Source organism: Lysinibacillus sp. KU-BSD001 (genome assembly GCF_042920265.1).
In the GTDB taxonomy this organism is placed as follows: Bacteria; Bacillota; Bacilli; order Bacillales_A; family Planococcaceae; genus Lysinibacillus_B.
The window spans coordinates 53,004-75,518 of the sequence record NZ_JBDQZI010000004.1; the positions used below are offsets into that span (position 1 = coordinate 53,004).

The window sequence follows — 22,515 nt, forward strand, 5'->3', positions numbered from 1 at the left end:
TACGCTTGATGGCGCTCGTATTAATGTATCGGCTGACGAGCACGAATACTTTCTTGGATTAATTGACGATTAATTGCGTTTAAATACGCTTTTGCAGAAGCTTCTAATACGTCCTGAGCTGCATCACGACCTGTTACTTGGAAGCCATTATAACTTAAGTTAATAACCGCTTCACCCAGTGCATCCTCACCCTTACCAACTGATTTTACGCGGTAGTCAAGAATGCTCACTTCGCCTGCTACAAGCTGTGCTAACGTATTGAAAATCGCTTCCACTGAACCAGAGCCTGTCGAAGCAAGTGTTTTCGTTTCGCCTGCTGGTGTAATAATCGAAGCCGTTGCAGTTGGAATATTTTCTGTTCCGTACTGCACTTGCACGCTCTTTAATTCAAATAGTGGCACGTCTTCAACAGATACTTGTTGTTCTGTTAATAACGTCACTAAGTCTTCTTCTGTTACTTCTTTTTTGCGGTCAGCAAGCTTTTTGAACTCACCAAACGCTTTGTTTAATTTGTCATCTGATAAGTCAAAGCCCATTTTTTCTGCACGATCGCGGAATGCAGCACGCCCTGAATGTTTACCAAGGACTAATGGTACTTCCCCTTCACCAATTAAGGCTGGTGAAATAATTTCATATGTTTCAGGGTTTTTCAGTACGCCATCTTGGTGAATACCTGATTCATGCGCAAATGCGTTTTTACCAACAACCGCTTTATTTGGCTGAATGACAACACCTGTTAGACGGCTCACTAATTGAGATGTACGCTTAATTTCTTTTAAGTTTAATCCCGTTTCAACGCCGTAATTATCTTTACGGATATGGAACGCGACACCGAGTTCTTCAAGCGCCGCATTCCCTGCACGCTCACCGATTCCGTTAATTGTACATTCCACTTGATCCGCACCATTTTGCACAGCGGCAATCGAGTTCGCTACCGCCATCCCAAGGTCATCATGGCAATGTGCAGAGAATTTGACGTTATCTGCACCTGTACAGTTTTCACGTAAGAAACGGAATAATGCACCGTATTCTTCAGGAGAAGCATACCCTACTGTATCGGGTACATTGATTGTTGTTGCCCCTGCTTTAATCACTTCATTAATAATACGAACAAGGAAGTCCTGATCTGAACGGAAGCCGTCTTCACAAGAAAATTCAACTAATGAAAATTTGCTTTTTGCATATTTCACCGCTTCTACGGCTTGCTCAATTACTTGATCTGGTGTTTTTTTCAGCTTATATTCCATATGGATCGGGCTTGTTGCGATAAATGTATGTACATGTGGCTGTTCTGCGACTTTAATCGCTTCCCAAACCGCATCAATATCACCTTTTACCGCACGTGCCAGACCTGTTACAATCGAATTTTTTACTGTTTTTGCGATTAAGTTTACCGCTTCAAAGTCACCAGGACTTGAAGCAGGGAACCCTGCTTCAATAATGGTAACGCCTAATCGTTCTAATTGTTTGGCGATTTCGATTTTTTCAGCTGTATTTAAGTTAATACCAGCCGATTGCTCTCCATCGCGTAGTGTCGTATCAAAAATATCGATTTTACGCACTATTTCACCACTACCTTCTCTTTACCTTCATTAATGAATGGCATCATTGAACGAAGTTTGCGACCCACTTCTTCGATTTGGTGGTTAGCGCCATCTTCTTTGTATTTTGTATAACGTGGACGACCTGTTTCGTTTTCGCTGATCCAGTCTTTAGCGAATGTGCCGTCTTGAATGTCTTTTAATACTGCTTTCATGTTTGCTTTTACTTCATCTGTTACGATACGTGGACCTGTTACATAGTCGCCCCACTCAGCTGTATCTGATACTGAGTAACGCATTGTCTCCATACCACCTTCGAACATTAAGTCAACGATTAATTTTAATTCGTGTAATGTTTCAAAGTATGCAAGCTCTGGTTGGTAACCTGCTTCTACTAATGTTTCGAAACCAGCTTTTACAAGTGCAGTTGCGCCACCGCAAAGTACTGCTTGCTCACCGAATAAGTCTGTCACTGTTTCTTCAGCAAATGTTGTTTCAAGTAAACCACCACGAGCTGAACCAATCCCTTTACCGTAAGCTAAAGCTAAATCACGTGCTTGACCTGTTGCATCTTGGTGAATAGCGAATAAACCTGGTACACCAGCACCTTCTTGGTATTGACGACGAACTAAGTGGCCAGGACCTTTTGGCGCTACTAAGAATACGTCAACGTTTTCTGGTGGTGTAATTTGACCGAAGTGTACGTTGAAGCCGTGTGCAAACATTAACGCTTTACCTTCAGTTAAATGTGGTAAAATTTCAGCCTCGTAAACTGCTTTTTGACGCTCGTCTGGAAGTAGAATTTGGATTACATCTGCTTCTGCTGCTGCCTCTGCTACTGATTTAACATCTACGCCATCTTCTTTTGCTTGGTCGAATGATTTACCTGGACGTACACCTACACGTACATCAAAGCCTGATTCTTTAAGGTTTAATGCATGCGCATGACCTTGTGAACCGTAACCGATAATTGCGATTTTTTTCCCTTTTAATACTTCATCATTGATTTGATTTTCATAATACATTTGTGCCATTTTAAAATGCCCCCTAAAATTTTTATATGCGTGGGGATGCGGTGTCACCGATCCCCAAGATTATATTGCAAACTATTCTGAAATTTTATTTTAGAATAGATAGCTGCGGTTGATCCGATTTTTGTGTTTCACGAACGGATGCTGTAGCACCTGTGCGTGTTAATTCTTTAATTCCATATGGACGAATTAGTTCAATAAATGCATCGATTTTCTCTGGATGTCCGACTACTTGATACGTCACAACATTTTTTGCTGTATCGATAATTTGTGGACGGAACGGCTCAATGATTGCATTCATCTCAAGTCGCAAGTTCGGCGGTGAAATCACCTTCACTAAAGCAAGCTCACGAATGACGATTGATTTATCCGTAATATCATTTACTTTTAGTACATCAATTTGTTTTGATAATTGCTTAATCAGCTGTTCAATTTTGCGCTCATCTTCAACATGAACAACGAATGTCATTTTGGAGAAGTTTGGCTGCTCTGTATGACCTACAGTAATTGATTCGATATTGAATTGACGCTTCATTAAAAGACCTGTTACGCGATTTAGTACACCGCTTTGATTGATTACAATAACAGTAATTACTCGTTTCACAGCTTTTTCACCCCGATCATTTCATGTAATCCTTTACCTGGTGCAACCATTGGATAAACGCTTGACTGCTGTTTTACACGAAGGTCAATTAGCACCGGCTCATCAGAATTGATAGCTTCTGTTAGTGTCGCTTCCATATCTTCTAATCTCTCAATTAAATATCCTTTAACGCCATATGCATCTGCTAATTTCACGAAATCAGGCTGAATTGGCATTAATGATTGAGAATAGCGCTCTTCATAGAACGTTTCTTGCCATTGGCGTACCATTCCTAAACAAGCATTATTTAAAATGACAATTTTCACTGGTAAGTTGAATTCTTTTAATAATGCCAGCTCTTGTGCTGTCATTTGGAATCCAGCGTCACCACAAATTGAAATAACTTTTTTCTCTGGCTTCGCAAACTGTGCTCCAATTGCCGCTGGGAAACCGAAGCCCATCGTACCAAGTCCACCAGACGTTACCCAGTCATGCGGGTTATTTAATTTATAGTACTGTGCTGCAAACATTTGATGTTGACCAACATCCGTTGTAACAATCGCATCACCGTTTGTAATTTTTTGAATTGCTTCCATCGCTTGTTGCGGCATAATTTCATTTGGATCTTCGTCATACCAAAGCGGGAATTCTTTGTCTTGTTCATCAAGATATTGTAACCAAGCCGTTGTATCCGGTGCATCAAACTCTTTTTTTAACAGCGCTTTTAATGCTTCTTTTGCATCTGCTACAATCGGAATATCCGTTGGCACGTTTTTACCGATTTCCGCTGGATCGATATCAATATGAATGATCGTTGCATTTGGCGCAAATGTCGACAAGTTCCCCGTTAAACGGTCATCAAAACGAGCACCAATATTAATCAGTAAATCACATTGTGTAATCGCATCGTTTGCTGTCACTGTTCCATGCATACCTGCCATACCGTAGAACAATTCATGCTGACCATGAATGCTACCTAATCCTAACAGCGTATTAATAACTGGCAATTTGTACTTCTCAATAAATTCTGTTAATTCTTCGCGTGCATCTGCGAATAATACGCCCGCTCCAGCAAGTACTAACGGTTTTTTCGCTAAGCTGATTGCTTGAATGGCTTTTTGAATTTGCAAGTAATTTGGTTTATATGTCGGTTGATAACCCGGTAAATAGATTTCCTCTGGTGTTTCTGGCATATCACCGTCTGTAAATAGCGTTTGCGATACGTTTTTCGGGAAGTCGATTAAAACCGGTCCTTTACGTCCTGTATTCGCAATATGGAAAGCCTCTTTGACGATGCGTGGGATATCACGCACATCCTGTACTTGGTAATTATGCTTTGTAATTGGTGTTGTAATGCCCATAATATCCGCTTCTTGGAATGCATCTGTACCGATTACAGATGTTGCTACTTGGCCAGTGAAAACTACTAGTGGAATCGAGTCAATCATTGCATCCGCAATACCCGTTACTAAGTTTGTTGCTCCTGGACCACTTGTCGCAATGACAACGCCGGGTTTGTTTGTTACACGTGCATAGCCTTCTGCTGCATGGATTGCACCTTGCTCATGACGTGTCAAAATATGACGAATTGGATTACGGTACATCGCATCATAAATTTGTAATACCGCTCCACCTGGATAACCGAAAATTATATCAACGCCTTGATCATGTAATGCTTGCACTAAAATATCTGCACCATCACGCGGCTTTTTTACTTCTTCTGTCACTTCTTGCTTTTGCATTTCTTTTGCTGAAACATTAGACATTTCGTTTACTCCTCCCTACTTAAACTGATAAAGTGAAACTTCAATCAGTGGCTCCCACTGATGTATAAAGGTACTCAGGCTAAGAACACCACTTCCTGTGGCAACACCTGAGTGAGCAACGTCCTGTTGCCCCGAACCAATCGGGCTTTTATGGGCAGTTAATCTCTCACCTCTCACTTCAAGGTGAGGATCTTGTACCTGTCGCTTCGCTTTCGGTACAGATAAATTACTGCCCGTTAATGCGGGATAAAGAAAAAGCCTTCTTCTCCGCACGCAAAAGAAAACCTTTGCGTAGGGATGAAAAAGACTTTTCATGGTACCACCCTTATTCACAACTTAAATAAGCTGCCTCGTAAATAGCTTGAACAGTCAATCTTCGCCGAATGTTAGAAAGTTTCAGATAATTCAGCGCGCAACTAAAATTGACACACTATTCATTAATAACGAGCACTGTTCATGCCCGGAGCTATCTAATGGCAAAATCGCGTTTAATAGCTCACTCCGAGGGGATGTCGGATACAGTTGTATCGCCGGCTTCCAGCAACACCGGCTCTCTGGTAGATACAAGGCTCTGTAACCTTTAACCTCATCAACGTTTTCGTAAATATTATATTTTCATAATACCGCCTTGAGAAGCATTTGTCACTAGTTTTGAGTAACGTGCTAACCAACCGCGTTTAATTTTTGGCTCAAATGGTGTTAATTTTGTACGTCGTTCAGCTAAAACTTCATCTGAAACTTCTAGTTGAATCGTACGATTTGGTAGATTAATTGTAATGACATCACCATTTTCAACTAAAGCGATTGGACCGCCTTCTGCTGCTTCTGGTGAAATATGCCCAATTGAAATACCGCGAGATGCACCTGAGAATCGACCATCTGTGATTAAAGCTACTTTTGTACCTAAACCACGCCCTTGAATGGCTGAAGTTGGCGCAAGCATTTCAGGCATCCCTGGTCCACCTTTTGGACCTTCATAGCGGATGACAACGACATGCCCTTCACGCACGTCACCATTATCAATAGCAGCCTGTGCCTCTTCTTGCGAGTCAAACACAATCGCTTCACCTGTAAATACTTGTATAGATGGGTCAACCGCACCAACCTTGATAACAGAACCTTCTGGTGCAATATTACCGAATAAAATCGATAAACCACCTACTGGCGAGTATGGATTATCTTTTGTACGAATTACTTGATCATTCGTAATATGATAATCTTTCACAAGCTCACGCATTGTAACCCCTGCAATCGTCGGTCTATCTGGATGAATAGCTCCAGGAATTTTAGTTAACTCATTAATGATTGCTTGCACGCCACCTGCTTTTGCAATGTCATCCATCGAAATATCCGATGCTGGCATAATTTTCGCTATATAAGGTACACGTTCAGCGACTTTATTAATATCTTCTATGTTGTACTCGATTTCTGCTTCATTTGCAATTGCCAATGTATGTAGAACGGTATTCGTTGATCCACCCATCGCCATATCTAACGCAAATGCATCATCGATTGCTTCTTTTGTAATAATATCTCGAGGTTTAATATCCTCTTTAATCATACGCACTAAATGTTTAGCTGCTTCTTTAATTAGTTGGTGTCGCTCTTCACTTGTCGCAACAATTGTACCATTACCTGGTAGAGCTACCCCTAACATTTCCATTAGACAGTTCATCGAGTTCGCTGTGAACATCCCTGAACATGAACCACATGTCGGACATGCATTGTTTTCAATATCTAATAACTCTTCAGCTGTCATTTTACCCGATTTATGAGCACCGACACCTTCAAATACGCTTGTTAATGAAAGTTGCTTCCCGCTTGCAGAAGTACCTGCCTCCATCGGTCCACCTGATACAAAGACAGATGGTACGTTTGTGCGAACAGCTGCCATTAACATCCCAGGCGTAATTTTGTCACAGTTTGGAATGTAAAACACTCCATCAAACCAGTGTGCGTTAATTACTGTTTCTGCAGCATCTGCAATAATTTCACGCGATGGCAACGAATAACGCATCCCGATATGGCCCATTGCAATCCCATCATCAACACCGATTGTATTGAACTCGAATGGGATACCGCCTGCTTCAATAATCGCTTCTTTCACGACATCTGCAAACTGACGTAAGTGCACATGCCCTGGAATAATGTCGATGTACGAGTTACATACACCGATAAAAGGCTTATCTAAGTCTCTCGCCTTTACTTTCCCCGTAGCGTATAAAAGACTACGGTGAGGAGCTCGGTCTACCCCCATTTTAATCATATCACTTCTCATTTAGAACGCCCCTCACGTCTACATATGTTATTAGATGCTGAATTTTCAATCACCTATGTTTACATATTGATGTTCGCTTGAAACAACGAACGTATTAAATTGTTGCTATCATAGTACGAAAACCTTATGCTCGTCAACACTATTTTTGAATTTTTTAGACAATTAAAAACATTGAAAAACAAAGAAAGCGGTTTCTTTATGATTATTGCAATGTTTTTTCTCGTTTAGCATTTTTTTTAATCTCTATGAAAATAAAAAAATATTTCGTCAAAACGTATCTTTCACCTTATACAGCTCGGTCGTAACGAAGAAAACACAACCTATATACCAAATAAAGGTAATGATTAAACAGGATCAAATAACACAGATACTTCGAAAACAGTTACTTCTGTAAAATCACTATTCCTTGAGTGGCTTTCATTAATTAAATTTTAATAATTTATAAGTGTCGGATAATATACATCATTTCTGGATGAAATGTGTTATTGACTACGTTTAGTAAGATGGTCTTTCGCAATAAAAAAACCTAGCTTATACGCTAGGAGAGAAATAAAAATTCAACTGCGAGGTTTAACCAAATCACCGTATGCAACGTTGCAAAAATAAAACCTTGTTTATCAAGCTTTTTCATTAATGCCTTATCCATGATGATCACCTCTTAAACTAAGTTTATTTTTATTTTAATCAAATATTCTTATTTCCCTTAAACTTTTATAACATTTAGATAACACTTTCCCCTTGATTACATGGCATAATAAAACATATGTCAGAGGAGGGGAAAAAATTGAAGAAAGCTTTACTTGTGATTGACTATACGTATGATTTTGTAGCAGATGACGGAAAATTAACTTGTGGTAAACCGGGCCAAGCAATTGAACAAACAATTTCTTCTTTAATTGAAAAGTATGTAGCAGCTAATGAGCTTGTCGTTTTTACAAATGATATTCACTATGAAAACGACGAATACCATCCAGAAACGAAACTGTTTCCACCGCATAATATTGCCGGAACAGCTGGCCGTGATTTATATGGCATGGTCAAAGACGTTTATGAAAAACATAAAAATGGCTGCATATCGTTAAATAAAACGAGATACTCTGCATTTGCAGGAACGAATTTACATCAGCTATTACAAGAACGCGGCATTCGTGACATCGCCTTAGTTGGCGTTTGCACAGATATTTGTGTACTTCACACGGCTGTGGATGCTTATAATTTAGGCTATCATGTTACAGTTTACAAAAATGGGGTAGCTAGTTTTAATACGGCAGGTCATGACTGGGCATTAGAACATTTTACAAATACGTTAGGCGCTAAAGTAATATAATTAAATTTTTATTAAATTTACGTCCGATTACGTTTAATTTGCTATATCACAGGAAATAACTAAATAGACGCTATCATAGATCACTAACAATTTTAAAGGAGTTGTACGCAATTATGATTAGCTTTATTTGGTTTTTAATCATTGGTGGTATTTTAGGTTGGTTAGCAGGTATCATTCTGGGGAAAGATGTCCCAGGTGGTGTGATTGGTAATATTGTTGCCGGTATTGTCGGTTCGTGGATAGGAAGTATGTTGCTTGGCAATTGGGGTTGGAGAGTGTCTGACTTTTACGTATTCCCTGCACTAATTGGCGCAATCGTATTAATTTTCATCGTCAGCTTTATTTTAAAATCAATGCGTAAGGCGACTTAAATATGTCAATTAAAAGGAATCGCTCGTCGGCGATTCCTTTTTTAGTTGCACTAGGAATTCACAGTAATTACTTCTGTTTCCAGGCGCTCTTTATACGTGTTGTATAAATTGTAGTAATATAATATGTCTTCTACATATTCCTCACTGTGGTTATATTGAAAAATCGCTTTTTCTAACTCGCCATTCGCTGCACCAGCAATGGCTAAAAAATTCGCCGCAGAGTAAATGGCATCTTCAATATGAAATGGGTCTGCAATACCATCACCGTCAGCATCTACTCCATAGCCACCATACAGCGCAATTGTTTGTGGATCCAACTTTTCTTCATCTGTAATCTCCCCCTCACCAAGTCCAGAACATGTATTATGCTGCCATCCAACCCAAGTGCATGGCATAAATTGTAAATGCCCCTCTGCTCCGACTGGTGAGATCAGTGTTTGCATCGTAGAAAAGCGTGTCTCAATTCGATGATGTGCTGCAAGTAATGTCCACGGAATATTATATTTTTCCCCAGCCTCCATATAAATCGGGATGTACTCAACAGGGATTTCAAGATCAAAATTGGCTTGAATCTTCGCGATTTCACTCGGTTCCACAAATTCTCTAATAAACGGTAGACCTTTAAATTCCTCCCAAGCAAAATAAACCCCTATATAAATCGCTATCGTAACAGGTAGCATCAGAACAATTAAACATATTTTATATAGTGGAGAAAGCAACGGCTTTTTATTCTTTTTCTTCTTTTTATTTTTTGACATAATACCACCAAACCTTTAAATGAATAGTTAAATCACATCACATTTATGTAACGTACAAGGAATTAAAGTTGAGTTTTAATCGAAAAACTATTAGAATGAGTATCTCTTAATTATACCAGTATACATCAAATAAAGGAGCTATAATCCATATGTGGAAAGAATTCAAAGAGTTTATTATGCGGGGTAATGTATTAGACCTTGCGATTGCGGTTGTCATAGGTGCCGCTTTTAATGCCATTGTAACATCTTTAGTACAAAATATTATTACCCCACTCATAGGTATACTAGTAGGCGGAATCGATTTTACAAATGATTTTGTATGGACAGTGGGCAAGGAATCCGTCATGTTCGGATCATTTATCCAATCTGTCATCGATTTCTTAATTATCGCCTTCTCCATTTTCATGGCTTTAAAATTTATCAATAAATACATTTTACGCAAGAAACAAGAAGTTGCTGAAGAGCCTGCTGCACCTGTAGTTGATACAAAAGAAGAGCTACTAAAAGAAATTCGTGACTTACTGAAAAAACAGCAAGCTTAATCTCCAACAAGTCTATACACGATGCCTATAATTTTCAACGTCTATCCGAAAACATAGGCGTTTTTTTATTTCTTAGGTTGTCCAGTACCTTTTTACATGGTAAATTGGTGTAATAATCGATTCATTCGAAATGTTTCGTAAATTAATGTGAGTAGAGAGAGTGATTTGTATGACTGAACGTAAAATGGAAACGAAACTTGTACAACTTGGTAATTTAAGTGATGCAAAAACGGGTGCTATTAACCCCCCTATTTATTTATCAACAGCCTATAAACATGCAGGTATTGGTGAATCGACAGGGTATGACTACACACGTACTAAAAATCCGACTAGAACGATTTTAGAAGAAGGAATTGCCAACCTTGAAGGCGGTGACCAAGGTTTTGCCTGTAGTTCGGGTATGGCAGCAATCCAACTTATTTTATCTTTATTTGCCCCTGGCGATGAACTAATCGTTCCTGAAGATTTATACGGCGGGACATACCGTTTATTTAAAGTATACGGTGATACTTACAATATTAAGCCCGTCTATTCACCATTCACATCTATAGAGACTGTTGAAAGCTTAATTAATGACAATACAAAAGCTTTATTTATTGAGACACCAACAAACCCATTAATGCAAGAAATTGATTTAGTTGCTTATAACGAATTAGCAAAGAAGCACAGTTTATTATTAATCGTTGACAATACATTTTATACACCCTATTTCCAACGTCCAATTGAATTAGGGGCTGATATCGTGGTCCATAGTGCAACAAAATACATCGGTGGACATAATGACGTGTTAGCTGGTTTAGTCGTGGCAAAAGGGGCTGAGCTTTGTGAGCGTCTTGCTTATATTCACAACGGGGCAGGTGCTGTCCTTTCCCCAATGGATGCTTGGCTCGTTATTCGTGGTCTTAAAACGTTGCATTTACGCTTAAAACAACATGATGCGAATGCCAAACAAGTAGCTGAATATTTACAATCGGAAGAGCTTGTAACAGATGTTCTCTATACAGGAAAAGGTGGCATGCTATCATTCCGCTTAAAAGAGGCAAACATGGTAGATCCATTCTTACGCAATATGAAACTCATTACATTTGCGGAAAGTTTAGGTGGTGTAGAGAGCTTTATCACCTACCCTGCAACACAAACGCACGCAGATATGCCGTATGAAGAACGTGTAGCACGTGGTGTATGTGACCGTCTACTTCGCTTCTCTGTAGGGGTAGAAGAAGCAGAGGATCTTATTGCTGATTTGAAACAAGTATTTGATACGTTACGTAAAGGAGTGTAGAGGATGAGTCGAATCGAAACAGCTTTAGTGCATGGTGCCGTTCGTGAAGGCTATGCAGATAAAAAAGGGGCCGTCAATGTACCGATGTATTTATCTTCTACATTCCATCAAGAATCGATGGATGAATTTGGTGAATACGATTATGCCCGCTCAGGAAACCCAACTCGTGCTGCATTAGAGCGTGCCATTGCCGAGTTAGAAGGTGGCGATCGTGGCTTTGCCTTTGCAACAGGTATGGCCGCTGTATCGGCTTGCTTCATGCTCCTGTCTAAAGGCGACCATATCGTCATTACAGAGGATGTATACGGTGGAACGTATCGTTTTGTGACAAAAGTATTGCCGCGCTTTGGCATTACACATACATTTGTCGACTTTACAAATGTAGAAGCTGTGCGTGCTGCCATCACACCTGAAACAAAGCTATTATATATTGAAACACCATCGAATCCTACTTTAGGGATTACCGATATCGCAAGTATTGTAGCAATTGCCCGTGAAGTTGGGGCATTCACATTTTTAGATAATACATTTATGACACCCATTCATCAGCGCCCACTTGATTTAGGCGTAGATGTTGTTATTCATTCAGCAACAAAGTTTTTATCAGGACACTCCGATATCCTAGCAGGTCTTGTCGTAACGAAAGACCCTGCTATAAGTGAGCAAGTGTATTTTATCCAAAATTCATTCGGTTCATGTTTAGGAGTACAAGATGCATACACACTCATTCAAAATATGAAAACAACGGCGGTTCGCTTTAACGAATCTGCACGTGTTGCCGGTGTATTAGCTACATACTTAGATCAGCATCCACTTGTCGAAAAAGTATACTACCCTGGTTTAGCAAGTCATCCTGGTGTAGCGATTCATGCTCGCCAATCAACATCAGCTGGAGCCGTATTATCATTCAGCCTCCCTTCGTATGAAGTAGCAAAAACGTTTGTAGAGGCGATGAAAATTCCGGTGTTCGCCGTTAGTTTAGGCGGCGTGGAGTCGATTTTATCGTACCCAGCTAAAATGAGCCATGCTGCGATGGAGCCGGAAGAACGAGCAAAACGCGGCATTACAGATGGGTTACTCCGCTTCTCTGTAGGATTAGAAAATGAACAAGATTTACTAGAAGATTTTGCACAAGCATTAGAAAAGGCTTCACTCGTGAAGTGCTAATCGTCACGACCATCCTTTTACGGGTGGTCGTTTTTTTATGCATGTTGTAATAGGAGTGTTTACGAATCCTTGCTTTTGCCTATAAAAAAAGGAGACGTCCAGAAAGTAAAAACTTTCAGAACACCCCCTTCAATCCTTAATCATGTCCTATTAAGAAATATTGCTTCTGCGGTGGTTGCATGAACATGCCACCATCCTCGTCGAAAGGGGCCGTCTCAAAATATCTTTTCAGACGGCCCCTTCGCTTTATTGCTGCAAACGTTCTTCAATTAATGTTTCCATATCGATGGCGATTGTATCATATGACACGCCATCTTCTTGTTCAGAATAGCCTGTGTAGTTTTTTACAGCAATCCCCTTCTCATCTATTAAATAGAATGTATTCGCATGTAGTACTTGGTCTGAGTTCTCTGGCATTTTTACAAGCGATTTAAATGAATTAAGCGCAAGTTGCTCGATAAACTTCTGATCATACCCCGTTACTAAATGCCATTTCGACTCATCTGGCACATCATAGCGGCTTAAATAGTTGGCTAATACTTCCGGTGAATCCGTTGCCGGGTCCACTGAAAACGCCACAATATTATAATCCTCTACCCCACGTTCAATTAACTTATTTTGTATTTCTGTCATATTGTACGTCATTGGTGAACAAATCGTTGTACAGTTTGTGAAAATAAACATGGCTAGCCACGGTTTGCCTTTGAAGCTTTCAAGGGATACTTCTTCCCCACGATGATTCGTTACAGTGAACGGTTGCACTTCATATTCTGTAGTAGCTTTAAACTTATAGTTGCTACATGCACTGATAAGAACTGAAACAATAAGCAACATGACTAATAGCGTATATTTCTTTTTCATCTATCTCTCTCCACTTCTTCCTACGTTGTTTTCATCTTAACGAATTGTAGGTAAGAATACAATAGTTCCATTCGTGAAGGCTTTTAGACAAATTCGTGAAACCATATTTCACAATTACTGCCTCATGCTAAGCAGTGCTGTATGAATCGCTTCAAGCTTCGTTTCAATTCTATACAGTAAATAAAACGATATAAAAATAGGAAAACTAATTTCTTGAATGAGTGCTAGCCACTGCTCCATCTCTTTCACCTACCTTTAAAAAGCCAGTGAGACATCTCCCACCGGCTTTCATTTGTTAGTTCATGTCAAATTCTGTGACAGCACGTTCCACAATACGTGCAGACTTTTTTGCTCTAATCGCTTGTCCGTCACGCACAAATACATTGGACGAAATGATAGATTGCATCGCATGATTCACTTCTACATCCGTTAAGCTTGATTTCGGATTTTGCACCGAAATCGTTAGTGCCTTTCCATCTGCTAGTTCAAAAATTAATTCTAACACTTGTGTCATATGCTCACCTCCTCATCATTTTTTATTGCCATTACATGACGTACTGCTTTTCTGTTTTTTCAACATCTACAAGTTCAAAATCGGTTAAGCTTGCAAGAGCTAAAGCAACGGTGTTTAGTTGATCGGCTGTCACTGTTTCTACGATGTTACGATACGTTACTTTTTTGTACACTGACTCACCTTCAGCATTTTGTCCTGTTAAGAACTTTAATGTGAATGTTGCATTTTGAAATTGATACACTGCCATCTCTCATCCCCCCTTTCACTAACTAATATCGAAATTCGTCACATATAAAGGGACATACCTAATGAAAAAAATTGCAAAAACTTTTATAATAACAATGTAGAGAGAGTAAAGAGGTGAATACAGTGTTAGATGGCTGGTTTTTATGGTTTATTTTATTTTGGGTAGTCGTGCTTATCACTTTAATGAGTATTGGCGGCTTCTTTATGTTTAGAAAGTTCTTAAAAGCGTTACCAAAAGCTGATGGTAAATCGGATTTAGATTGGCAAAATTATTATTTAGATAAAACAATCCACTTATGGAGTGAGGAGTCTAAGGCATTATTAGCAGAGTTAACATCACCTGTCCCAGAACTTTTCCGCCAAGTAGCAAAAGAAAAAATCGCAGGGAAAATCGGTGAAATTGCTTTAGAAGAAAAATCTTCTACCATTACGCAAGATTTAATTATTCGGGGTTATATTCAAGCAACCCCTAAACGCGATCATAAGTTTTTACGTAAAAAATTAGACCAAATGAAAATTGACGTTTCACCATACGAGCATTTATTTGAATAAAAAAATCCTTACGAGTACTAGTCTCGTAAGGATTTTTTTAACTTACTATTGTTCTTTTTAATTTTTTAAACTGCACTAACATAGCAAGGCGCCATGGAATAATCATTGCCCATGCTAAAATGAAGAACATACCACCTAACTCCCCAACATCTAAGCTATTGGAGAATAGAAGCTTTAATATAATACGTAATACTAATAGCCCTACTAAAATTAAAACAAATGCCTTTGAACGTTTTAAATAAATAGCGCCATCACGCGCTTCAAACTTCGATGTGGCTATGAGTACCGTTGAAAATAAAATGCCAATAGCAGTCGCCTCTAAAATTTGAAGCGGCGCTACACGAAATTCTTCAAATAAAAACATCAATGCCCCAGTAGACATCGCAATGGGTGGTATAATAATTTTTTTCTCATTGACAGGATTTTTTTGCGATCGTAATCTTACAAACATCACAAAAATCGCCATCATTACGGCTCCTACAGATGTAATGAGAAATAAAAGTTGAGAAGGTATTGCATCAAACACACGAATCCCTCCCCTTGTCGCTTGACCTTCTTATGCTCCTAATACATTATGGATAACTAACTTTAACTTATCAGGTGTGAACGGCTTTGTAATAAAGTCTTTCGCCCCATGTTCAATCGCTTCTACAATTAATCGCTGATGCCCTAACGCAGTAATCATAATAATTTTTGCCTTTGGAAATTCAGCAATAATCTTCTTTACCGCATCGATTCCTGACATGATAGGCATCGTTACATCCATTGTTACGATATCTGGCTGAAGCTTCCGATACTGTTCAACCGCTTGCTTGCCATTTGCTGCCTCCCCGACAACTTCAAATCCCCATTCTTTTAACATATTGCCGATGGCGACACGCATAAACATCGCATCATCTACAATTAATACAGTTGGCATTCTAAAACCCCTTCACATGAGTACCACTAAAATACATAGTTTGATACATTGTATCAAATTAGAACCCAGTAAATCCACCAAAAATCGGGGAAAGAATGCGAATTATATAATCTAAACCGTCAAAGAATAATAGTATTCCGACCGCAATCATAATCCAACCACCAACTTTGATGATTTTTTGACTATTGCGACGAATCCATCCCATACGTGATATGAAGAAGCTTAATACGAAAAATGGAATCGCAAAACCGAAATAATACGCCAGCATGTACCACAAACCTGCATCAGGATTTGTACCTGCAAGTGCGATAATGGACATTAAAATTGGTCCTGTACATGGCGTCCACCCTGCCGCAAATGCAAGTCCAATCAGCGTTGAACCAATATAACCACCCGGACGATTTTTAAATTGAAATTTTCGGTCTTTCATCAAGAAGTCTACTTGTAGTAACCCAACAATCATTAGTCCAAATACAACGATTAAAATAGCCCCCACTTGACGCAGTAAATCTTGATATTGAATAAAGAAATCTTTCGCCAACGATGCACTAAATCCAATCGCAATAAAAATAATCGAAAACCCTAGAAGGAAAAATAGCGTATGTAAAATTGCTCGCTTTTGTAGCATCCCTTTTTCTGATTTTAGCTCATCTAACGTCATCCCTGTAATATACGATAAAAACGCAGGGTATAACGGCAATGTACACGGTGAAATAAAGCTCAGGAAACCTGCACCGAACGCTAAAAATACATTTATATCCGTAGCCATAACATTTCGTTCCTTTCTTTGTAGTGCTTCCATCGTACCAAATTTTTGTGTAAAAATCGCTTATTTGGACTGTGAAAATTTCATGGCAAAGACGTGTGATAAATGTGAAATGCGGCAAGCGAGCAAAACCTCACATTTGCAAACTAAAATTAATGATTAACGCAAGAAATCAATGATAAGGAATAAGGAATAAATAATGCATATATATATAACTACAATCGAAAATGCCATTGCTTGAAAGCGAATTAACCATCCCATTACACTTTCTTCCGTTCGGCGCTCACGCCATCGTTTCGCTGCAGTAAAGCTAATAAACCAACAATGAAATGTAACGATAATCGAAGGAAAAACACAAAGAAAAATAGTGCATACAAATTTCAATGGGAAGGTTGGTTCATAATCACCGTAATTCACAATATAAAATGGCAACACAAACCAAAACATAGATGTCATTATAAGGACCATAGCGTAAATCACATGCAACCATAAATATTGACGATGCACGTCCTTGTAAAAGCGAAAGGCTTCTCTCATCATCACCCATCCTTTTTACAGTCTATTACCTTAAATAACACTTTTAAAACAAAAAACACACAAAACTTTAACGAAAATAAAATATTTCGAATGCATATCTAGGTTCTTATGAAAAAATGGACTTAACTTAACGGTCCCAATATAACTTCTCATGCTTTCATTTATTTCATCACCTGCCAGCGATAAAAAAAGAATCCGCTTTCTTCTATAAAAGAAGATGAGCGAATTCTTTTTCATTATTTAAGCGTTTTCATCAAAATATGCACTTGATATATAGGTACCTTCATGATAAACGCAACCAAGAACACATTTGGCATAGGACCTATCTATCTAAATTGTTCGACAACTTATTACGAACGCAAAAAGCCGCTTACTTCCTTCCCTGCTCTTAAATTCCAAGTAGGTTCAAAGCGTCGGATAATCGCATTTTTGAGTTGATTCATTTCCTTTGTATCTTTCATCGGACAAATAGAAAAATGAATTTTTCCCTTGTCAAAAGCCTCTGTTAACCGAGCATTAATATGACAATGCGTAGCCGTCCCATCACGATAACAGCCTTTCGCTGAAATATTGCCAATATGCTGGTTAAACCGTTCTTTGAAAGCCCTTGCACATACACCTGAAAAAACGAGTTCATTATTTACAATAATATTGTAAACACCATTTTTTTGTAAAAGCTCGTCATTCCCTTTTACAACAAAGCGTGAAAAAGGCAAATCCCCATAATTATTTAAAAACTGCTTGTAATACGGATTCCCCATGAATTTCAGCTCAAGTAATGCTTCCCCAGCTGGTCGATCGAGTAACCAATCACATTTTTTTTCTGCCTCGAGCTTTAAATGTTCATACTTCTTTTGTTCCAACAATTGCTTCAATGTCATTTTGTCGAACTTTGCGAATGTGTTTTCAATCCCCATTTCCAACACATCTAGCCCGACTTTATGAAAATCAAAGCGTTTATCCCCTATTGTTACGTACATCCAAATTACCCCCTTTTGCTTGTACAATTGGATGTATTCGACATAATTAGAGAAATCCCTTCAAAAAAAAGAAAATAAGTTGCAAATCTCCTTATTCAGCAACTTATTTTGAGTACTCGTAATGAGCAAAAATGTATCCTAAAATACCATTTAAATAGTGAAAGGTTTGTATCATAGCCTCCGCGCTTTACCACAGCCTACACAGGAGCTAAAACAGGCGTGGCCTGTTTGGATCTCCTGTTACGGCTCCTGTGGCTATGGCGCGCTACGGCAAAAGTCAATGCTTCTCGATATGCTAGAAAAATATTTCTCTTACTAAAAGAAATCATTTTCTTCCTATTTGCAAGTGTAATTACCTAACCTCTACCGTCATGCATGAGAATCTTCCTTTATTTTTAGCAACCAATTATTATATTCCAGGTGTGTTGGTTATTAAAATATTTCCTGTATAGCAGCGTATTTTTTTAGCAAAAACGTAATCAAAAAATGACTTGCCAGTTGATTGAAGCGGAATCGGCGAGGTGTAGCTGACGGCATGCGCCTTTCGCTACAGAGCAAAGCTTCCTACGGGAATAGCAATAAAGGAACGAAGGCTAAAACCGTCACGTCCTGTGACAACGCCTTCGTGACCAACATCGTGTTGGCCTGAAGACCCCGCAGGAAATTTATTTGCGACGAAAGCGCAGCGACAGGAGCACCGAGGTACGAGCGACGAGGAGGCTGAAGCCATGCCCGTGGAAAGCGAGCCGAATGGAGCGGAAATCAACGGTTACTCAAATGGTAATATATATTTTAGAATTTACTCATTATGAGTTGAGTACATATTATTTTAATAATAGCGTATGACGCTTTCTCGCTTCATGGATAGAAGAGTAAGAGAAAATAATGATCGCCGTCCAAATACAACTAAAGGCGAAAAGCTCTACGTGTGTAAATGGCTCTTTATATAAAAACACACCTAGTAAAAAGGTAATTGTCGGTGAGACATATTGAATAAAGCCCATTAAATAAAGCGGAATTTTTTGCGCACCTTTCGCAAATAAAATGAGTGGAATCGCTGTAATAATACCGCTAATCATCATCAAAATGTCCGTCTGCCAACCTACATGTAAAAACTGCATCGTGTCATTGCTATATAAATAAACATAATACATAAGTGCAAATGGCATAATGAATAATGTTTCAATCGCAAGTCCCCGCGTCGCTTCCAACACAATACGCTTCTTTAATACGCCGTACGTAGCAAATGATAGCGCAAGTAATAACGATACCCATGGTACTTGACCATAATTCACGGTCATGACAAGCACCCCTAGTAAGGCAACACACAACGCAGCCATCGTCGCACGTGAAAGCCTTTCTTTAAAAATAAGCATGCCAAACAACACTGAAATAATCGGGTTAATATAATACCCCATGGATGACTCTAATACCCGATCATGTGTTACGGCCCAAATGTAAACATACCAGTTAATCGATATAAAAAAAGAAGCTGCCATCAATGAAAAAAATTGTCGCTTATGTTGCCATAAATAATGTAAATCCTCTATCAACTGTTTGCGCTTCCCAATCAATAAAATAAATAACGTTGTAAATACAAACGACCAAATGATACGTCCAAGTAATATTTCGATGCTGTTCACATGCTCAAGCAACTTCCAAAACAGCGGAAATATGCCCCAAATCGCATAGGATAAAAACGCAAACAGCATGCCCTTATGTTGCTCCGTCATAAAAAAACCCCTCTATATGTAAAGTAATCACATTATAGAGGTCAGCTTACAAAAAGTAAACGTACTTTTTTCGTGTTTAGAAATAATATGTGAATCTAGTTGAAATTTTTCATGAATAGAGCCAATTAACAAAAGCATCCTGTTTTAATCTTTTATCGGGTAGCCTAAATAAGGAATAACGGGCTGCTAATCTGTCATTTCGGTTCTATAAAAATAATAACTTGGTCCTTTGCGCTGTTGCTTTACATAACCGCGCCCCATTAAATAATGCACGTACGTAACAACTTGAATAAGAGATGCGCCGCGCAGCTTCGGAGGCTTATGTGCATATACTTGATCCGTAATATCGCTTACTGTCGCTCCTTCTGCAGGGATAGCATTTAAAATTTGCTGACATTTATCTATATAATGCAACATTAGTTGTGACACTCGTTCATTAAAATTTTTAATCGCTGGTCCATGTCCTGGTAAAGCATGATTCATTTTTAGCTGACGTAACTGTTTAAATGTCTCTAAATAGACGCCAAGCGGATTTTGTAAGCGGGTAGAAGGCATCACAATCGGATTAATAATTTCTAACAAATGATCTCCTAAAAATAACACACCTGCTTCTTTTTCATAAAAACAATAATGGTCTGGCGCATGGCCTGGTGTCCAAAGTGGCTGTAATGTAAATGTCTCTCCTTCAATCACTTGATGCTCAGAAAACACGACGTCTACATGCACTTGAAAAGGCTCAGAACGGTTATACACCGCTGACTCATCGCTATCTACCTTCATCTCATAAACACTCATAAACGATAGGTTATCATCTTCATACAGCCCTTTTTCAAACCGCGCTCGCCTTCTCGTTAATTCCTCATAGCTTCGCTCAGACATCCAAATGGTTGCGTTGTACTCATCCTGAAACCATCTCGCCAGCCCAAAATGGTCAATATGTAGATGTGTAATGAGCACACGGTTTATACGGCGTTGACCTATTACCTTTCGCCATATGTCCTTCGCCTCGTCTGATTCGTCACCCGTATCAATAATTGTGAGACCAGATGGCTCCTCAATGATATAACTGTTCATGCTACGTAAATCATAAGGAATAGGCAATGTGACAAGTTGCCAATTTAATATTTTTTGATTTTGCATAGTGAGCACCTCATTTATTATTCAATTATTCTGTCTTTTTGTGATAAGATAGTGGCACTTTCTAAATAAGGAGGGAAGCTATCTTATGTTACAAAAAGTCGATACACTTATTTATAATGCCATCATTTTAACGCAATCCAAGTCTATGCCGGTTGCGTCGAGCATGGTCATTCATAATGGAAAAATTATTGCTGTATTTCAGCACGAAGACCACTCCCCCTATCAAGCGAAAACTAAAATTGATGCAAAACAACAGGTGATTATACCAGGCTTAATTGATGCCCACTGTCACTTACAAGCTATGATTAGTGAGCAGTTCAGTATTCACCTACCAAAATCATTACAAACAAAAGAAGCTCTTTTAGCATATATCCGTGAGCAAATTGCTGCCATTCCTGCTGGTGAGTGGGTGCGTATTACTGGTTATCATCCTTTTCATTTTAGACATATAGAGACACTTACTATGACCGTACTGGATGAAATCTCTACCAATCATCCGATCCGTGTACGTTATGTGACACGTCATACTTCAACGTTAAATAGTCGAGGCTGGCACCATTTTCAACAAGCACTTCAGCAGCATTCACAAGAAGGCATACATCTAGAGTTGGATGCATGTGGACAACCAACAGGTATCATTCATGGAGCAGATACTTTACTAAATGAATGCGTCCTACCCAAAATTGCCGAAGAACAGTGGCTAACAGGCATGCAAGCTTTACAGTCGAAGCTTCTATCTGTCGGTATTACGACGATATGTGATGCATCACCTACGACTTCACCACCCCAACTGGCATTATGGGAAAAAGCTGCACAGCATTTTTGGAAAATTCCAGTCCAATGGATGACAAGTGCCACTCATTTTGATGAACTACCTAATGCTTTATACCATGTACCGATATTTAAACGCGGCGCTTTAAAAATTGTGCTAGAAACAATGCCTGAAGTTTATCCAGCAAAAGAATCGATTGTGCAAATGATGCAGCAAGCTTTCCTAGCTAATAGCCCGATTGCCATTCATGTTGTAACGCCTGAAATGGTGTGGCATGCACTGGATGCTTTACAAACGGTGCGTACGCAATTACCTGAAGTAAATGGCGCTTGTCGCTTTGAACATCTTAGCCTATGTCCGGAAGCTTTTTTCGACATGATTCAAGAGCAAAACATCCAAGTTGTAACGAATCCACCGTTTATATACACTCACGGAGATCGGTACTTACAGCAGGTGGACGAAGATGAACATAGTTGGCTTTACCCAGTGAACGCTTTACTGCAAAAAGGCATCACGGTCGCAGCTGGTGCTGATTCACCTGTTGCGCCCATCTCACCTTGGCTCGGTATATATGCCGCCTGTACAAGAAAAACGCAAGATGGTGCTCATGTAAATAGTGATGAGGCTGTTTCAAGAAAAGATGCGCTTCGCCTATATACGACCAATGCTGCCCTTGTTATGGGCGAACAGTACCAAATAGGACAGCTGGCACATGGCTTTGATGCTAATTTTGTCGTTCTTTCACATCATCCAATGCAATGCTCTCTTGCTCAGCTTCAACATATGCATGTATTAGAAACATGGATTCATGGCCAGCGAGTTTACTCTTCTTCATAACAATTGTTGTGT

Annotated in this window: 25 protein-coding genes; 7 read left to right on the plus strand and 18 right to left on the minus strand. The window is 39.1% G+C overall.

Features of this window, described 5'->3' with window-relative positions:
- Positions 1 to 20: 20 nt before the first annotated feature.
- The 6 genes from AAGS61_RS07390 to ilvD form a co-directional block, all read right to left on the minus strand.
- Positions 21 to 1,562 (minus strand): 2-isopropylmalate synthase, encoded by a 1,542-nt coding sequence (locus AAGS61_RS07390; protein WP_391369516.1) that lies wholly within the window; start codon positions 1,560 to 1,562, stop codon positions 21 to 23.
- On the minus strand, positions 1,562 to 2,575 hold the full coding sequence (gene ilvC / locus AAGS61_RS07395) for a ketol-acid reductoisomerase (protein WP_391369519.1): 1,014 nt from the start codon (positions 2,573 to 2,575) through the stop codon (positions 1,562 to 1,564). The genes AAGS61_RS07390 and ilvC overlap by 1 nt, the downstream gene beginning before the upstream one ends.
- 85 nt (positions 2,576 to 2,660) lie before the next feature.
- Positions 2,661 to 3,176: an acetolactate synthase small subunit gene (gene ilvN / locus AAGS61_RS07400; protein WP_391369522.1), complete on the minus strand. Its 516-nt coding sequence runs from the start codon at positions 3,174 to 3,176 to the stop codon at positions 2,661 to 2,663.
- Positions 3,173 to 4,897 carry a biosynthetic-type acetolactate synthase large subunit gene (ilvB, locus tag AAGS61_RS07405; RefSeq protein WP_391370341.1) on the minus strand — a complete coding sequence of 575 codons (1,725 nt, stop codon included), beginning with the start codon at positions 4,895 to 4,897 and terminating at the stop codon, positions 3,173 to 3,175. The genes ilvN and ilvB overlap by 4 nt, the downstream gene beginning before the upstream one ends.
- A gap of 39 nt (positions 4,898 to 4,936) precedes the next feature.
- Positions 4,937 to 5,194, minus strand: a complete 258-nt coding sequence (locus tag AAGS61_RS07410; protein ID WP_391369525.1) for a hypothetical protein — start codon at positions 5,192 to 5,194, stop codon at positions 4,937 to 4,939.
- A gap of 334 nt (positions 5,195 to 5,528) precedes the next feature.
- Positions 5,529 to 7,199, minus strand: a complete 1,671-nt coding sequence (gene ilvD / locus AAGS61_RS07415) for a dihydroxy-acid dehydratase (RefSeq protein WP_391369528.1) — start codon at positions 7,197 to 7,199, stop codon at positions 5,529 to 5,531.
- A 784-nt stretch (positions 7,200 to 7,983) separates the two neighbouring features.
- Between ilvD and AAGS61_RS07420 the strand changes: the two genes are divergently transcribed.
- Both AAGS61_RS07420 and AAGS61_RS07425 read left to right on the plus strand, forming a co-directional pair.
- Positions 7,984 to 8,526: a cysteine hydrolase family protein gene (locus AAGS61_RS07420; protein WP_391369530.1), complete on the plus strand. Its 543-nt coding sequence runs from the start codon at positions 7,984 to 7,986 to the stop codon at positions 8,524 to 8,526.
- Positions 8,527 to 8,639: 113 nt separating this feature from the next.
- On the plus strand, positions 8,640 to 8,897 hold the full coding sequence (locus AAGS61_RS07425) for a GlsB/YeaQ/YmgE family stress response membrane protein (protein ID WP_391369533.1): 258 nt from the start codon (positions 8,640 to 8,642) through the stop codon (positions 8,895 to 8,897).
- Positions 8,898 to 8,947: 50 nt separating this feature from the next.
- On the opposite strand, the gene AAGS61_RS07430 is transcribed toward AAGS61_RS07425, so the two are convergent.
- Positions 8,948 to 9,655, minus strand: coding sequence for a lytic transglycosylase domain-containing protein (locus tag AAGS61_RS07430; protein ID WP_391369535.1), 708 nt, complete (start codon positions 9,653 to 9,655; stop codon positions 8,948 to 8,950).
- 149 nt (positions 9,656 to 9,804) lie between these two features.
- Between AAGS61_RS07430 and mscL the strand changes: the two genes are divergently transcribed.
- The 3 genes from mscL (at position 9,805) to AAGS61_RS07445 (ending at position 12,646) form a co-directional block, all read left to right on the plus strand.
- Positions 9,805 to 10,197, plus strand: coding sequence for a large conductance mechanosensitive channel protein MscL (gene mscL / locus AAGS61_RS07435; RefSeq protein WP_391369538.1), 393 nt, complete (start codon positions 9,805 to 9,807; stop codon positions 10,195 to 10,197).
- 169 nt (positions 10,198 to 10,366) lie between these two features.
- Positions 10,367 to 11,479 (plus strand): methionine biosynthesis PLP-dependent protein, encoded by a 1,113-nt coding sequence (locus tag AAGS61_RS07440; RefSeq protein ID WP_391369541.1) that lies wholly within the window; start codon positions 10,367 to 10,369, stop codon positions 11,477 to 11,479.
- A 3-nt stretch (positions 11,480 to 11,482) separates the two neighbouring features.
- Positions 11,483 to 12,646, plus strand: coding sequence for an aminotransferase class V-fold PLP-dependent enzyme (locus tag AAGS61_RS07445; RefSeq protein WP_391369544.1), 1,164 nt, complete (start codon positions 11,483 to 11,485; stop codon positions 12,644 to 12,646).
- A gap of 246 nt (positions 12,647 to 12,892) precedes the next feature.
- On the opposite strand, the gene AAGS61_RS07450 is transcribed toward AAGS61_RS07445, so the two are convergent.
- The 4 genes from AAGS61_RS07450 to AAGS61_RS07465 all read right to left on the minus strand — a co-directional run bounded on the left by AAGS61_RS07450 (position 12,893) and on the right by AAGS61_RS07465 (position 14,268).
- Complete coding sequence (locus tag AAGS61_RS07450) at positions 12,893 to 13,507, minus strand: SCO family protein (protein ID WP_391369546.1); 615 nt, start codon at positions 13,505 to 13,507, stop codon at positions 12,893 to 12,895.
- 114 nt (positions 13,508 to 13,621) lie between these two features.
- Complete coding sequence (locus tag AAGS61_RS07455; protein ID WP_391369549.1) at positions 13,622 to 13,747, minus strand: YvrJ family protein; 126 nt, start codon at positions 13,745 to 13,747, stop codon at positions 13,622 to 13,624.
- A 55-nt stretch (positions 13,748 to 13,802) separates the two neighbouring features.
- Entirely contained in the window at positions 13,803 to 14,021 is a 219-nt protein-coding gene (locus AAGS61_RS07460; RefSeq protein WP_391369551.1) for a DUF2922 domain-containing protein, read from the minus strand.
- A gap of 31 nt (positions 14,022 to 14,052) precedes the next feature.
- A complete protein-coding gene (locus AAGS61_RS07465) occupies positions 14,053 to 14,268 on the minus strand; it encodes a DUF1659 domain-containing protein (protein ID WP_391369554.1) in 216 nt (71 codons plus the stop codon).
- A 122-nt stretch (positions 14,269 to 14,390) separates the two neighbouring features.
- On the opposite strand from AAGS61_RS07465, the gene AAGS61_RS07470 reads away from it, so the two are divergent.
- On the plus strand, positions 14,391 to 14,819 hold the full coding sequence (locus AAGS61_RS07470) for a DUF2621 domain-containing protein (RefSeq protein ID WP_391370344.1): 429 nt from the start codon (positions 14,391 to 14,393) through the stop codon (positions 14,817 to 14,819).
- Positions 14,820 to 14,856: 37 nt separating this feature from the next.
- On the opposite strand, the gene AAGS61_RS07475 is transcribed toward AAGS61_RS07470, so the two are convergent.
- The 7 genes from AAGS61_RS07475 to AAGS61_RS07505 form a co-directional block, all read right to left on the minus strand.
- On the minus strand, positions 14,857 to 15,345 hold the full coding sequence (locus AAGS61_RS07475) for a CcdC family protein (protein WP_391369557.1): 489 nt from the start codon (positions 15,343 to 15,345) through the stop codon (positions 14,857 to 14,859).
- Between the two features lie 30 nt (positions 15,346 to 15,375).
- Positions 15,376 to 15,738 carry a response regulator gene (locus tag AAGS61_RS07480; protein ID WP_391369560.1) on the minus strand — a complete coding sequence of 121 codons (363 nt, stop codon included), beginning with the start codon at positions 15,736 to 15,738 and terminating at the stop codon, positions 15,376 to 15,378.
- Between the two features lie 58 nt (positions 15,739 to 15,796).
- The gene (locus AAGS61_RS07485) at positions 15,797 to 16,507 is read right to left on the minus strand and encodes a cytochrome c biogenesis CcdA family protein (protein ID WP_391369562.1); all 711 of its coding nucleotides are present in this window, start codon (positions 16,505 to 16,507) and stop codon (positions 15,797 to 15,799) included.
- 156 nt (positions 16,508 to 16,663) lie between these two features.
- Entirely contained in the window at positions 16,664 to 17,041 is a 378-nt protein-coding gene (locus AAGS61_RS07490; protein ID WP_391369564.1) for a hypothetical protein, read from the minus strand.
- Between the two features lie 350 nt (positions 17,042 to 17,391).
- Positions 17,392 to 18,021, minus strand: a complete 630-nt coding sequence (locus AAGS61_RS07495) for a hypothetical protein (RefSeq protein WP_391369567.1) — start codon at positions 18,019 to 18,021, stop codon at positions 17,392 to 17,394.
- Positions 18,022 to 18,845: 824 nt separating this feature from the next.
- Positions 18,846 to 19,754 (minus strand): EamA family transporter RarD, encoded by a 909-nt coding sequence (gene rarD, locus AAGS61_RS07500; protein WP_391369570.1) that lies wholly within the window; start codon positions 19,752 to 19,754, stop codon positions 18,846 to 18,848.
- A gap of 186 nt (positions 19,755 to 19,940) precedes the next feature.
- On the minus strand, positions 19,941 to 20,894 hold the full coding sequence (locus AAGS61_RS07505) for an MBL fold metallo-hydrolase (protein ID WP_391369573.1): 954 nt from the start codon (positions 20,892 to 20,894) through the stop codon (positions 19,941 to 19,943).
- Positions 20,895 to 20,979: 85 nt separating this feature from the next.
- Between AAGS61_RS07505 and AAGS61_RS07510 the strand changes: the two genes are divergently transcribed.
- Positions 20,980 to 22,503 (plus strand): amidohydrolase, encoded by a 1,524-nt coding sequence (locus AAGS61_RS07510; RefSeq protein ID WP_391369576.1) that lies wholly within the window; start codon positions 20,980 to 20,982, stop codon positions 22,501 to 22,503.
- Positions 22,504 to 22,515: the final 12 nt, after the last annotated feature.

Bases quoted from the DNA above. Each gene is read 5' to 3' on its own strand.
- ilvC (WP_391369519.1), bottom strand. From the start codon at position 2,575: ATGGCACAAATGTATTATGAAAATCAAATCAATGATGAAGTATTAAAA.
- ilvB (WP_391370341.1), bottom strand. From the start codon at position 4,897: ATGCAAAAGCAAGAAGTGACAGAAGAAGTAAAAAAGCCGCGTGATGGT.
- ilvD (WP_391369528.1), bottom strand. From the start codon at position 7,199: ATGAGAAGTGATATGATTAAAATGGGGGTAGACCGAGCTCCTCACCGT.
- AAGS61_RS07425 (WP_391369533.1), top strand. From the start codon at position 8,640: ATGATTAGCTTTATTTGGTTTTTAATCATTGGTGGTATTTTAGGTTGG.
- AAGS61_RS07430 (WP_391369535.1), bottom strand. From the start codon at position 9,655: ATGTCAAAAAATAAAAAGAAGAAAAAGAATAAAAAGCCGTTGCTTTCT.
- mscL (WP_391369538.1), top strand. From the start codon at position 9,805: ATGTGGAAAGAATTCAAAGAGTTTATTATGCGGGGTAATGTATTAGAC.
- AAGS61_RS07440 (WP_391369541.1), top strand. From the start codon at position 10,367: ATGACTGAACGTAAAATGGAAACGAAACTTGTACAACTTGGTAATTTA.
- AAGS61_RS07445 (WP_391369544.1), top strand. From the start codon at position 11,483: ATGAGTCGAATCGAAACAGCTTTAGTGCATGGTGCCGTTCGTGAAGGC.
- AAGS61_RS07450 (WP_391369546.1), bottom strand. From the start codon at position 13,507: ATGAAAAAGAAATATACGCTATTAGTCATGTTGCTTATTGTTTCAGTT.
- AAGS61_RS07455 (WP_391369549.1), bottom strand. From the start codon at position 13,747: ATGGAGCAGTGGCTAGCACTCATTCAAGAAATTAGTTTTCCTATTTTT.
- AAGS61_RS07460 (WP_391369551.1), bottom strand. From the start codon at position 14,021: ATGACACAAGTGTTAGAATTAATTTTTGAACTAGCAGATGGAAAGGCA.
- AAGS61_RS07465 (WP_391369554.1), bottom strand. From the start codon at position 14,268: ATGGCAGTGTATCAATTTCAAAATGCAACATTCACATTAAAGTTCTTA.
- AAGS61_RS07480 (WP_391369560.1), bottom strand. From the start codon at position 15,738: ATGCCAACTGTATTAATTGTAGATGATGCGATGTTTATGCGTGTCGCC.
- AAGS61_RS07485 (WP_391369562.1), bottom strand. From the start codon at position 16,507: ATGGCTACGGATATAAATGTATTTTTAGCGTTCGGTGCAGGTTTCCTG.
- AAGS61_RS07490 (WP_391369564.1), bottom strand. From the start codon at position 17,041: ATGAGAGAAGCCTTTCGCTTTTACAAGGACGTGCATCGTCAATATTTA.
- AAGS61_RS07495 (WP_391369567.1), bottom strand. From the start codon at position 18,021: ATGTACGTAACAATAGGGGATAAACGCTTTGATTTTCATAAAGTCGGG.
- rarD (WP_391369570.1), bottom strand. From the start codon at position 19,754: ATGACGGAGCAACATAAGGGCATGCTGTTTGCGTTTTTATCCTATGCG.
- AAGS61_RS07505 (WP_391369573.1), bottom strand. From the start codon at position 20,894: ATGCAAAATCAAAAAATATTAAATTGGCAACTTGTCACATTGCCTATT.
- AAGS61_RS07510 (WP_391369576.1), top strand. From the start codon at position 20,980: ATGTTACAAAAAGTCGATACACTTATTTATAATGCCATCATTTTAACG.